The following is a 13,126-nucleotide window of genomic DNA, read 5'->3' as shown; positions in this document are numbered from 1 at the left end:
GGGAGATATGAATGTTCAAGAAGTATAAAATAAGTGAATATGATTTTTTCCTTGTCATGTGTGTCGTGGGTCTTACGATCTTTGGATCCATGGCTGTCAGCTCTGCCGATTCCACCTTTATTACCAAGCAGATCGGTGGCTTGATGTTCGGTGTTTTCTTGATGATCGGCATATCACTGCTTGATTATAGCTTTATTATCAAGCTTTATCCGCTTTTTTACGGAGCAACCTTAGTCCTTTTGGCACTTGTTTGGTCTCCGCTCGGTAAAAGGATAAATGGTTCAAGACGATGGATAGACCTGGTGGGAATCAGATTTCAGCCCTCGGAAGCAGCTAAAATATTATTGATTTTATTTTTTGCGCAGTTTATCATGAAATATAAAGATAAAGTCAAATCTTTGGGCTTTATAATTGTATGTCTAATGCTTTTGGCACCACCTGTTTTGATGATTTTTAAGCAGCCTGATTTATCCACATGTATTATGATATCGCTTATTTTTTGCACAATTATTTTTGTGGCGGGAATCGATTGGAAGATAGTGGCGACTGTTTTGGGAATTACGGTCCCGTCTGCGTTGTTTGTTATATACAATGCTATTCAGGGTACAGGTTTTTTGCTTGGTGAATATCAGCAGAATCGTATCTTAGCCTGGCTTCATCCCGAAGATTATGCCAATCAGGAGGCGTATCAGACGCTTAATTCTATGATGGCTATCGGATCGGGACAGTTATACGGTAAAGGATACAATACTAACGAGATTACTTCGGTTCTAAACGGCGGATTTATTTCCGAATCGCAGACCGACTTTATCTTTACGGTTATAGGGGAAGAGTTTGGTTTTATTGGATCATGCTTTGTTGTCATAGCTTTACTTCTTATTTCGATAAGATGCTTTATGATATCGATGAAAGCCAGAGACAAAGCGGGTGAGCTGATTGCAGCCGGCGTAGGAGGATGGATAGGATTCCAGGGATTCCTTAATATCGGCGTTGCTACCGGCGTTTTACCTAATACGGGTATTCCGCTTCCTTTTGTCAGTTCAGGACTGACTTCACTTCTTGCTACTTTTGCGGGAATAGGCTTTGTATTAAATATCAGACTACAAAGTAACAAGTATTAATCGGGGAGGGTGTAAATAGATGAATATTGCACTTATAGCGCATGACGCTAAGAAAAAACTAATGCAGAACTTTTGCATTGCTTACAGAGGTATCCTCAGTAAAAACGATCTGTATGCCACCGGAACAACCGGCAGACTTATCGAAGAGGTTACCAACTTAAGCATTCACAAATATCTTGCAGGACACTTAGGTGGTGCTCAGCAGCTTGGTGCAGCAATAGAGCATAATGAGATCGATCTTGTTATTTTCCTTAGAGATGCTCTCACTGTTAAGTCCCATGAGCCGGATATCAACAATGTTATGACTTTATGTGATATGCACAATATTCCTGTAGCAACCAATCTTGCTTCTGCGGAGCTTTTAATTAAATCTTTGGACCGAGGAGATCTTGAGTGGCGTGAGATGTACAAGTAAGCGTATTTCTTGTTGTGTACTTGTTCTTGCGGTTCTTTTGACGGGATGTAAAGGTGTATCTTATTCAGCCAAGTATTCTATTGACGAATCGGTATCGGGTAAAAGAGATGAGAATGTTTATCCTACATTTGCTTCAGATCTTTGTGTAGCCGATGAGGATAAGAAGCCCGAGGATTCCAAGCTTGAGATATCCGATAAGGCAAGTGCCGGTCTTTTTGACCTTACAAGAAAAGAAACCATATATGCCAAGAATATCAATCTAAGAGTCATGCCTGCCAGTTTAACAAAGGTTATGACTGCTTATGTTGCGCTTAAATATGGTTCGCTCGATGATGTTCTTACCGCAAATTCCGATGTCTATGTCAATGAGAGCGGTGCGCAGAAAGTCAATGTCAAAGAAGGAGATAAGATGACCCTGGATCAGGCTCTGCATCTTCTTTTGATCTATTCAGCCAATGACATAGCCAATCTTATAGCTTCAAATATCACAGGTCCTTCGGGAGAGGACTTTGTCACTCTGATGAATCAAGAGGCTAAAAATATCGGAGCTACCAATTCACATTTTGAAAATCCACATGGCCTTACCTCAGATGAACATTATGTCACTGCATATGATATGTATCTGATTTTTAATGCTGCAATGCAGTACGATACGTTCAGTGAGATAATAAATATGACGGAGTATACAACCACTTACCAGGATGGCAAGGGCGGCACCAAGGATATTTCCGTTAAGAACACCAACGGTTTCTTATCGGGAGCCAAATCCGCTCCGAAAGGTGTTACCGTTATAGGGGGTAAAACAGGTACGACCAATGCGGCCGGTCATTGCCTTATCTTACTTGCAAGGGACGTTAATGGGGACCCTTACATCTCAGTAATCATGCGCGATGAGGACGCCGGAGTTCTTTATACTGACATGGCTCGTTTGCTCGAGGAAATAGTAGGTTAAGGTTGTCTTTTAACGGGTAATATTTTATAATTAATTCATCTATAAAATTCTTACTTGCAGGAGGGTATGCCGATGGTTCAGTTAATTGTTGGGAAAAAGGGTAAAGGAAAGACCAAATGCTTATTGGACAAGGTTAATACCGAGGTTAAGAATGTTCTCGGCTCAGTAGCCTTTCTTGATAAGAACACCAAGCACATGTATGAGCTTAATAACAAGATTCGCCTCATTGTAGTACCGGAATTTATGATTTCTAATTCTGATGAATTTATTGGCTTCGTAAGTGGTATCATATCTCAAGACCACGATCTCCAGCAAATGTATTTTGACAGCTTCCTCAAAATTTCCTGTTTAGAAGGTCAAGACATCAGCGCTACTGTTGATAAGCTTGAAAAACTCAGCGAGAAGTTTAATATTGATTTTGTTCTCAGCCTCTCAATGGACGAGTCTGAGCTTCCTGAAGGTGTCAAATCCAAAGTAGTTATTTCACTTTAATTAAAGTATTAGAATATAAGCCGCGGAATACCCCGCGGCTTATACATTTGTTTATTGCTAAAAATTATTCGTAAAGGTTGTGCACGATGGCTGATAATGGTAGCCGTAAGATTACAAGGTATCCCAAAAATCTGAATAACATCAACATTGGTATGATATTTTTTGCCGTAATGGCTCTTTATATCATTATCAGTGTTATTACCTACATGCGAAAAGACCATATTATCGGATATCAGGTTAATGAAGGGGCTTTGTCTACCAACAACATTTATGAAGCTATAGCTATAAGAGAAGAAAAAATAATCGCTTCCGATGCAGCCGGTTATGTCAATTATTTCCAGACTGAAGGAAGCAGAGTTGCGGTCGGAAATCTTGTGTATACACTTGATGAATCGGGGCAGCTTCTTGAGTATCTTAAGTCTCAGGGTTCCGAAGAGGTTTCGTTAAGTGATGAAGATCTGGCCGAGCTTAGATCACAGATAGTTAACTTTGATTCTTCTTTCGATGTTCACGATTTTTATACCGTATATGATTTTAAGATAAGCCTTGACGGTACGGTTCAGAAGCTTGCAAACGGAAGTATTCTTGAGAACATCCAGTCTCTCAATGAAGGCAGCGGTTCAATTAAATCGATCAATTATAAGAATTCTCAAGATACAGGTATTGTTGTTTATTCCGTTGACGGTTACGAGGATCTTAGACTTGATGCGATGACAGCCGATAAGTTTGATCAGACTCAGTATGAAAAGAAGCAGCTGATCAATAACAATCTTGTTAAAGCGGGAGATCCCGTATATAAGATCTGCACTTCGGAAGATTGGTCGGTTATAATTCAGGTTAAGGATCAGGATAAGTTTGAAGAGATCAAAAAGAAGGAAGAAGAGAGCGGATATATAAAGGTCAGATTTATTAAGAATCAGGACGAATCCTACGGTAAGGTCTCCACATTTACCAATTCTGACGGTGATAATTTCGTTATGTTGACCTTCACCAATTCGATGATCACCTTTTGCCGTGACAGATTCCTGAATATCGAGCTTATAACAGAGGATGAGAAGGGCCTTAAGATTCCCAATTCATCTATAGTAAATAAGAGCTTTTTCATTGTTCCGAAAGACTATGTGATCAAGCATAATGACGGTAACTTTGATGTGCTTAAAGATAAGTATGATGAACAAGGAAATGAAACATCTGAACTTGTGAATATATCAATCTATAATGAGACTACATCGGAGTATTATATTGATAATGAGGTTCTGAGAGCCGGTGATATTTTGATAAAACCCGATTCCAATGATAGATATACAATTAGCAAGACAGATAGTCTGATCGGAGTTTATAATATAAATAAAGGTTATCCCGATTTCAGACAGATCAAGATCTTATATCAAAATGATGAATATTCGATAGTTAAGTCCAATACTATGTATGGACTTAATGCTTATGACTATATTGTTCTTGATTCTGCTACCGTTGATAAGAACGGTAAGACCGGAAAGGGCGATGAATCGGATAAATCCGATTCTAAAGAAGCTTCAAGCGAAGAAGATTCGACTGCGGTAAGCTCCGAAGCGGATTCAGGCGATTCTTCCGATGAGGCTGCGGAAGAAAAATCCGAAGAAGCTTCCTTGGATAGTTCCGAAGCTTCTTCCAAGGATGAAGCTTCAACAAGTAAATCCGGAGAATCTGAAGATGATTCTTCATCGTCGGCTTCTTCAACAGAAAACAAGGCTTCGGCTGAAAAAACCAACGAAAAAACACAATAAGAATTTGACATTTTATGTAAAACTACGTTAATATTAGATGGGATTTTGTTGGGAATAATAAGAGTTAGGAGTTTGATATTATGAACGTAATGGACAAGTTTTTAAAAGCAATTCAGCTTACTGGGGATGATGAAAGCGGATATTACGATTCGGACGACGGCTACTATGATGGCGGTTCGAAAATTGAATCTTTAAGTAATTCAGCTCCGATAGGGAAGGACGATCCGAGCATAGAGATCTCGGAAGAGAAGGTAAAAAAGGTCGCTCCTAAGGTTGTACCTTCCAAGAGAAAGAATTTAAGCGGCGCAGGAATGGAAGTTTGCGTTATCAAGCCTACAAGCGTAGAGGATGCAAGAGAGATTACAGAGACTCTTTTGGCAAATCGTACGGTTGTACTTAATCTTGAAGGTCTTGATGTCGATATTGCGCAGAGAATCATCGATTTCACTTCCGGTTCCACATTTGCCATTTCCGGAAATCTGCAGAAGATTTCAAGATACATTTTTATCATCACACCGGCATCCGTTGATATTTCAGGTGATTTCCAGAATTTGCTTAGCGGATTCGGTGGCGGCATTTCAGAAGGACCACAGCAGATTGATTAAGTCAAGACAAGGCTGTTGACGGATGATTTCAGTCAACAGCTCTTTTTTGTATTTTTTACACGAAGGAGTAAGACATCATGGAGAAGTCTCTTACAGTTAATTATCAGGAAAAGCCGTGCTATGATATCATTTTTGATCGTAGCTTTGACGGCCTTTCGGAAGCGATAAAGAATCTTGGCTTTGAAAACAGAAAATTTGCCATTGTTACAGATTCAAATGTCGATAAGCTTTACTCAAAAGAGGTTGAGAATATCATTTCCGGAATCTCCGGTAAAGTTATAAAATGTGTGATCCCTGCCGGAGAGAACAACAAAAATCTCTCAGAGATCGAGAAAATATATGAACAGCTTATCCTTGAGCATTTTGACAGGCATGACCTTATCATTGCTTTGGGAGGCGGTGTTGTAGGTGATATGGCAGGCTATGCGGCTGCGACTTACCTTAGAGGAATCTCTTTTATCCAGATTCCCACTACATTACTTGCTCAGACCGACAGCAGTATTGGCGGTAAGACAGGTGTAGACTTTAAAGGCTATAAGAATATGATCGGCGCTTTCCATATGCCGAAGCTTGTTTATATGAATCTTTCTACTTTGAAAAGTCTTGATGAGCGTCAGTATATATCAGGCTTTGCTGAGGTTATGAAGCACGGACTTATTAAGGATGCTGAGTTTTACACATGGCTTATCGATAATCTCTATGAGATCTGCGAAAGAGATATTGATGTTCTTTCAGATATGGTTCCCAGAAGCTGTGATATAAAGAGAAGAGTAGTGGAGAAGGATCCAACGGAAAAGGGTGACAGAGCACTCCTTAACTTCGGACATACTCTGGGACATGCCATCGAGAAAGCCAAGAACTTTGAGCTTATGCACGGTGAATGTGTTGCTCTGGGTTCTGTAGCTGCAGCTTATATTTCCTGGAAGAAGGACATGATCTCGATGGAGGAGTATTACGAGATCAGGGATATGTTTGTTCCGTTCGGTCTTCCAATCTCTGTTGAGGATATTGACGTAGATGAGGTTATAAAGCTCACTAAATCCGATAAGAAGGCTGATTCTGATAAGATCAGGTTCATCCTTCTTAAAAAGGTGGGTAAAGCAGTTACAGATACCACTGTGACGGATGATGAGATGAAGGCAGCTCTTAACGAGATCCTTTATGTTGAAAATAATGATTAAAGAGGTTGATGTATGAATACTAAAATGTCTAAAAAGAAAAAGATATTTCTTTTGGCTGATTATCTTATGATCGCGTTCTTTGTATTTTTGGACCAGTTTACCAAGCACCTTGCTGTTAAACATCTTCAGGATAAGCCGTCGTTTAAGATTATTGACGGTGTTTTTGAGCTTAATTTTTTAAAGAACAGCGGAGCGGCTTTCGGTGTATTGCAAAATCAGAAGGTTTTCTTTATTCTGATCGCACTTATGATACTTATAATCATTTCATACGTTCTTTTCAGAATGCCTGATGATAAGAAGTATAATATCATGCACATTTTGCTGGTGCTTATTGCCAGCGGAGCGGCCGGAAATATGATAGACAGAATAAGATACGACTATGTTGTGGACTTTTTCTATTTTGTTCTTATCAATTTCCCGATTTTCAATGTAGCCGATATATATGTGACGGTTGCTACATTTCTTTTTGCAATTCTGCTTCTTTTTTATTATAAGGAAAATGACTTTAGCTTTTTGAGCTTCAGACAGCAAAAGAAGTTTAAGGAATTCAAATAATGAACATGGAAGAAAATAATAGTTTTGAGTATGTTGTAACCGATGAGTATGAAGGTATGAGAGTCGATAAGCTTATAAGTGAGCTTATTGACTCCTTTTCGCGTTCATACATAAAGAAACTGATAGATGATAAAAAGGTTGTTTGCAATGACAAGACGGTAAAAGCGAGTTTCGTTGTAAGTGAGGGTGACCATATTGTTATGGAAATACCTCCGATAGAGGTTCCGGACATATTACCGCAGGATATTCCGCTTGATATTTTGTATGAAGACGATGACGTACTGGTTGTAAATAAGCCTAAGGGGATGGTTGTTCATCCTGCTGCGGGTCATTATAAGGATACGCTTGTAAATGCCGTTATGTATCACTGTAAGGATAAATTATCGGGTATAAACGGCGTTATGAGACCCGGAATTGTTCACAGAATAGATAAAGATACCACGGGCTCCGTTATAATCTGTAAAAATGACAATGCACATCAGAAAATTGCGGATCAGCTTAAGGATCACACCGTAAATCGTGTATATCACGCAATTTGCTATGGGATCATAAAAGAAGATGAGGGCGATATTGAGACTCTTATAGGGAGAAGTCCTTCTGACAGAAAAAAGATGGCTGTAGTCACATCGGGTGGTAAGTTTGCATCTACTCATTATCGTGTTTTAAAGCGCTTTGATGGCGATAATTATACCTATATCGAGTGTAAGCTCAAAACAGGTCGAACACATCAAATTAGGGTCCATATGGCTCATATCGGGCATCCTCTTTTGGGAGACGATATTTATGCGCCTTCCAGGAAAAGCAAGTTCAATACGCAGGGACAGTGCTTGCATGCCAAGATACTGGGCTTTAAACATCCCACAACAGGAGAGTATATCGAGACCGATGCACCTCTACCTGAGTATTTTAGCCATTTGCTTGATGTTCTTAAATAATGTAAAATAAAAATACAGAGAAGTGCTTATATTATGCGGAAAAAAGGGGTGAGCAATATGAATACAGTGATCACTATCGGAAGACAGTTTGGTTCGGGCGGAAGAGAAATAGGAGAGATGGTTGCTGACCATTTTGGGATTAAGTGTTATGACAAGGAGCTTCTTTCAAGAGCAGCAAAAGAGAGCGGCTTTTGTGAGGAGATGATCCAGAATCACGACGAACGTCCCACAAATTCTTTTTTATATAATCTTGTAATGGACACTTATTCATTCGGCTATAATTCTTCAAGCTTTGTTGATATGCCGATCAGCCACAAGGTTTTTCTTGCACAATTTGATACTATCAAAAAGATTGCTTCCGAAGGACCTTGCGTAATAGTAGGAAGATGTGCGGATTACGCGTTAAGTGAGTTTGATAATGTGATAAATCTCTTTATCTACGGTGATGAGGATGCTAAGATAAGACGTATCAGAGAGCGTTTTGACGATATCAAATCCGACGATAAAGCCAGAGATATGATGAATAAGAAAGATAAGCAGCGTCAGAGCTATTACAATTACTATTCTTCCAAGAAATGGGGAAGAGCCGACAGCTATGACCTCTGCATCAACTCAAGTAAGCTCGGTATCGAAGGTACTGTTAAATTCATCATCCAATATGTTGAAGATTTTGAGCAGGTTATGAGTGATAAAAAAGCTTGATAATAATATAGATTCAAAAGGCATTTTGCTTATATGTAATAAAGATCATATGAGAGAATTACTGTATATTACTCTTATGAGAGAATGCCTTTTTTGAGTAGATATACTTTTTCGCAAAATTCTAGTTTTACGAAAAGAGAACATATGATATAATGCAATTGTAGTAAGTATATGCTTTTTCATTGGTTTTTTACTATAAATACTTTAGTTTGGGGGTTAAATCATATGCCTGCTTCTAAGATGAATTATTCCGACAAGATAAACGAGCTACTTGCTCAGTTGCCTGATTTTGTATCCGACTTTATCTATAACTTTGGCCGTGTTGAAAACTATGCGACTAAGCTCGAATATTGTCGTGACATAAAAACCTATCTGGAATTTATCACGAATTTTCTTCCAAAATACTGCGATAAATCCATCAAAGAAATCACTCTTAAGGATCTTGGCGAAATTGAGGTCCTTGATATCAACAGATTCCTTACAACACTTGCCGGTAATCACAAAGAAACCACTGTTAAAAGAAAACGTGCTTCGCTTTCAAGTATGTACGGATTCTTTGTTGCTACAGGCAAATTATCAAGAAATCCTATAGCCGCTACCAAGACAATTAAAATCCCCGAAAAAGATGTTATTTATTTAACAAACGATGAGCAAAGGATTTTGCTTGATACTGTTCGCCACGGGACTCATTTGCATGATTCTGTTGCAAAAGTCCATTATATCTATGCTGACAGGGATTCCGCGATGTTCATATTATTGCTTGATACGGGACTTCGTGTATCAGAGATGCTTGATACGGATATTATTGATTATAATCTTGAGGATTGCAGCGTTGTTGTGACGCGTAAAGGTGGTGATACTCAGGTTATTTATTATTCAGATGAATGCAGAGATTATCTTGATATCTACTTCTCTTCTCAAAAAGCTAAATACGGTCTATCCAACTCTTCTCTTAAGTTTCCCGCGTTTACGACAACAACGGGTAACAGGCTTGGAGTAAGGGCTGTTGAGATGCTTGTAAAGAAGTATGTATCAGTATGTTTACCGGAAAAAACAAGGATAATATCGCCGCATAAGCTGCGTTCAAGCTTTGCAATGAGCTTTTATGCAGCTAGCGACAATAACATATTATTACTTAAGAAAAAGATGAATCATAAGAGTATTCAGACTACCAATATCTATGCGAAAGCGTCTGATACGGCAATGAAGGATTCGAGATCTCTTTTGCAGGGACTAAGGTAATTAAGTAATCACCGGACTAGGTCTTTAACTTGTATAATTGGAATATATATCCACATGATCGTAAATACATCTCCAAGGGCTATAACTGTCGGCTGTGACACAAATATAGTGATTGCCGCTATTAGAAACCTGATAGCTTGCACCACAACAGCCGGACTGATTAACAAAGCCTGTCTTGGCACCTGCTACTTGTCCGTGGGTGTCCTTATCTTCTATTCTTCTTAAAAACCAATTTGATATGGTAATTCCTTCCGGATGTTCTGAAGTCGGAGAAGTAACATAGGTCCTGGTATTAAGAATCTCATGACATAGTTCGTTCTCTTCCGCTGCCTTTAAGATCATTGCCATGTCCATAAGAGTACAATAATGATCTTCGTCATAGATACCGATACAATTGGTAAAATGCGCGGTATCTGAAAGGCCGAGCTCATCAAGCTTCTCATTCATAAGCTTAACGAATTCTTCCTGTGAACCTGCGACGTACTCGGCAAGACACATGGACGCGTCGGCGCCCGAAGGAAGTATCGTTCCGTATAATAAATCCCTGATAGTAAGCGTATCTCCAACTTTAAGGCCAACACAGCTGCAATCGTTGCTATATACATAATTTCCGATTTCCTGAGTCATCACAAAAGTGTCATCAAGATTATCGATATGCTCAACGGCAACAAGAAGTGTAAGAATCTTGGTCATTGAAGCTGGATTGATCTTCACATTTCCGTCCTTGGAAGCAATAACCTTACCGTTATCAAGATCAAGCAAAAGAGCGTATGTGCTGATCGTGTTTTCACTTGAAATATAAGCGGTATCATCATTTATTGAGACTTCATAGCCTTCAAAAAAAGATGATGCATCTTCAGATTTCTTAAGTAAAGGATTCTCTTCTTCTTTTTTCTCATCTTCTTTTACGATAGTATCAACAACAGTCAGTTCTTCCGTAGAATTATCGGGAGGAACAACTTCTTCTTTTTTGTGTGTGACTTTTTTTATAAGTAAAACCAATCCGATTATACAAAACAAGAGAATTGCGATAAGTAATACAAAATGTAAGATGATCTCTTTTTTGCGACGCGCTTTATATTCAGAAGCGGATAATCTTTCTCCGTTTCGTTTTCTGTAATGTGCTTTTCTGTAATTTCCCAATATAAAATCCACCCTAATATAAAAAATACAACGGTACAATAGTATCATCTATCGACCGTTGTATTCAATATTGAAAAGCAACAAAATTATATAACTAAAATTCTATAACAAAATTACGTCCACAGACTTGAAAAAATTACAAGTTCGTGAATTTCTTGGTACTGTCGCTAAGCTGTTCGGTAACCTTGTTGTTTTCACCCATTGCTTCACTGATACCCTGAATCTGTCCGACGATCTCTGAAGAATTGGCAGCTGAAAGGTTGATAGCCTGAGTACTTTCCTTAACGGAATCAGTGATGGATACAACAGATTCAGCCATCTTATCCATGATATTGTTGAGGTTATCGGCCTTCATGTTGAACTTCTCAAGGATATCATCCATAACAACCGCTGTATTCTCATACTTATCACTTGTCTCAACGAATGTATCGTAATCGTTGAGTACGTCGTTATTGATAAACTCGATAACATCCATAGCATTGGTTGAAAGTGAGTTAACAGCCTCTGTAACCTCATTACTGATTACCTGGATATTGCCGGCTGTCTGTCTACTGTTTTCAGCAAGTGCACTGATCTCCTCAGCAACAACCGCGAATCCCTTACCTGCTTCACCTGCTCTTGCAGCCTCGATTGAAGCATTAAGAGCAAGGAGGTTGGTCTGTGATGCGATATCAAGGATAACCTTGGTAAGTTCGTTGATCTGTGCAACCTTCTCACTATCTTTAACGGATTTCTCAAGAACAGCGCTGAGTTCTTCGACTTTGACACCTGTATTTTCTTTCTTTTTGAGTGCTTCGCTCTTAATTTCGTCTGCTTCACGTTTGATGTTCTCAGCAGTATCTGCGCCGTTTGCAGCTTCCTGTCTGATCTCATCGGTAGCTGTCTTAACTTCATCAAGCTTGCCGGAAATCTGATCTGCTGTAGTTGAAACGGTATCCATACTTGCTGACAACTCTTCAAGAGCAGCCGATGTATTGGTGATATTATCACTTGCTTTCTCAATCTTAAGAGTCATGGAATCAGATGAAGATGTAAGGACATTGGATCCGTCCTTAACTTCCTTGATAACTCCTTGAAGAGTTTCAATGAAGTTATTGATACCGCTAACAATGAAGCCAAGTTCTGTACTTGTCTTGGTCTTAACTCTGGAGGTAAGATCACCTTCATTATCATTGATTCCTTTAATGATCTTCTGAAGTTCACCGACAATGCTTGTGATCTTCTTACTGATTCTTGTTTCGCTAAGGATAACGCTGATAATAATGATAATAACGAATATAACAACAAGAACAATTGTCTTGCTGAATGCCTGCTGATATAGTACATTTAGATATATTTCAAGCTGAGCAGCCAATTGTGAAATTGTTTCTTCAGCAACATCATATGCTGCATATGTAGCTTCCTGAGCAGCTAGATATTTATTTATATATATATCCATTGATTTAGCGGCATCAGCAGCTCTAAGTGCAACGATCATTTCATCAACGACGGCACGATATTCTTCCGTTGACCTTCGAACTTCAGCCATCTGCTCGGGACCGTTTGCTGCTTCACTTACGAATATACTTTCCTCCATGAATTGTAATTGGCCATCAATCTTACCTTCTACAGCATCAATATTCTGAAAATATACTTCGTAATTAGCCGGATCGTTGGTACCCATTGATACCGCACCCAATAGTGCGGATATATTACCATCTATTGTTATAATACCCTCACGGAGTTGTGCTTCATTACTTAAAAGCTCTATTTCTCCGATACTTGCGTTATTTGCAATATGAATAATGTTTTTCATATTGCTGTCCATAATGAATATAGCAATTATGAACATAACAAGCATAACGATATTAACCGCTAAATTTTGGAATCCGATTCTTTGGAAAAACTTAAGTCCTTCTGTTTTTGCTTTTGCGCTATTCTTCTTCACGTTAATGCACTCCTTTCCTCATAAAAGAAAATACACTTCATGAAATAATTATAGCGCAAATAGAATATACAAAAACACGTTTTAGCGATA

At 38.8% G+C, this 13,126-nt stretch carries 13 protein-coding genes; 11 read left to right on the top strand and 2 right to left on the bottom strand.

Annotation, left to right across the window (positions count from 1 at the left end; translation table 11 throughout):
- The first annotated feature begins 11 nt into the window (after positions 1–11).
- The 11 genes from BM377_RS09115 to BM377_RS09065 all read left to right on the top strand — a co-directional run bounded on the left by BM377_RS09115 (position 12) and on the right by BM377_RS09065 (position 9,966).
- Positions 12–1,121 carry an FtsW/RodA/SpoVE family cell cycle protein gene (locus tag BM377_RS09115; RefSeq protein WP_092247061.1) on the top strand — a complete coding sequence of 370 codons (1,110 nt, stop codon included), beginning with the start codon at positions 12–14 and terminating at the stop codon, positions 1,119–1,121.
- 19 nt (positions 1,122–1,140) lie between these two features.
- On the top strand, positions 1,141–1,536 hold the full coding sequence (gene mgsA, locus BM377_RS09110; protein ID WP_092247058.1) for a methylglyoxal synthase: 396 nt from the start codon (positions 1,141–1,143) through the stop codon (positions 1,534–1,536).
- On the top strand, positions 1,520–2,488 hold the full coding sequence (locus BM377_RS09105; protein ID WP_092247055.1) for a D-alanyl-D-alanine carboxypeptidase family protein: 969 nt from the start codon (positions 1,520–1,522) through the stop codon (positions 2,486–2,488). Before mgsA ends, BM377_RS09105 begins: the two co-directional genes overlap by 17 nt.
- Before the next feature lie 72 nt (positions 2,489–2,560).
- Entirely contained in the window at positions 2,561–2,980 is a 420-nt protein-coding gene (locus BM377_RS09100) for a twitching motility protein PilT (protein ID WP_092247052.1), read from the top strand.
- 86 nt (positions 2,981–3,066) lie between these two features.
- A complete protein-coding gene (locus BM377_RS09095) occupies positions 3,067–4,746 on the top strand; it encodes a biotin/lipoyl attachment domain-containing protein (protein WP_177223844.1) in 1,680 nt (559 codons plus the stop codon).
- A gap of 80 nt (positions 4,747–4,826) precedes the next feature.
- Positions 4,827–5,351 carry a cell division protein SepF gene (locus BM377_RS09090; protein WP_092247049.1) on the top strand — a complete coding sequence of 175 codons (525 nt, stop codon included), beginning with the start codon at positions 4,827–4,829 and terminating at the stop codon, positions 5,349–5,351.
- A gap of 77 nt (positions 5,352–5,428) precedes the next feature.
- Positions 5,429–6,532, top strand: coding sequence for a 3-dehydroquinate synthase (aroB, locus tag BM377_RS09085; protein ID WP_092247045.1), 1,104 nt, complete (start codon positions 5,429–5,431; stop codon positions 6,530–6,532).
- Positions 6,533–6,544: 12 nt separating this feature from the next.
- Positions 6,545–7,087 (top strand): signal peptidase II, encoded by a 543-nt coding sequence (gene lspA / locus BM377_RS09080; RefSeq protein WP_092247042.1) that lies wholly within the window; start codon positions 6,545–6,547, stop codon positions 7,085–7,087.
- 5 nt (positions 7,088–7,092) lie between these two features.
- Positions 7,093–8,022, top strand: a complete 930-nt coding sequence (locus BM377_RS09075; protein ID WP_092247139.1) for an RluA family pseudouridine synthase — start codon at positions 7,093–7,095, stop codon at positions 8,020–8,022.
- Positions 8,023–8,079: 57 nt separating this feature from the next.
- Positions 8,080–8,724 carry a cytidylate kinase-like family protein gene (locus BM377_RS09070; protein WP_092247038.1) on the top strand — a complete coding sequence of 215 codons (645 nt, stop codon included), beginning with the start codon at positions 8,080–8,082 and terminating at the stop codon, positions 8,722–8,724.
- 225 nt (positions 8,725–8,949) lie between these two features.
- Positions 8,950–9,966, top strand: a complete 1,017-nt coding sequence (locus BM377_RS09065) for a tyrosine-type recombinase/integrase (RefSeq protein WP_120685264.1) — start codon at positions 8,950–8,952, stop codon at positions 9,964–9,966.
- A gap of 24 nt (positions 9,967–9,990) precedes the next feature.
- Here BM377_RS09065 and BM377_RS09060 read toward each other — a convergent pair whose 3' ends face one another.
- Positions 9,991–11,109 (bottom strand): D-alanyl-D-alanine carboxypeptidase family protein, encoded by a 1,119-nt coding sequence (locus tag BM377_RS09060; protein WP_177223843.1) that lies wholly within the window; start codon positions 11,107–11,109, stop codon positions 9,991–9,993.
- 136 nt (positions 11,110–11,245) lie between these two features.
- Positions 11,246–13,036, bottom strand: a complete 1,791-nt coding sequence (locus BM377_RS09055) for a methyl-accepting chemotaxis protein (RefSeq protein ID WP_092247028.1) — start codon at positions 13,034–13,036, stop codon at positions 11,246–11,248.
- Positions 13,037–13,126 lie beyond the last annotated feature (90 nt).

The sequence above is a fragment of the Butyrivibrio sp. INlla21 genome (genome assembly GCF_900116875.1).
GTDB lineage: Bacteria > Bacillota > Clostridia > Lachnospirales > Lachnospiraceae > Butyrivibrio.
The sequence above is the reverse complement of the archived record's forward strand: the minus strand, read 5'-3'. Positions and strand labels throughout refer to the sequence as shown.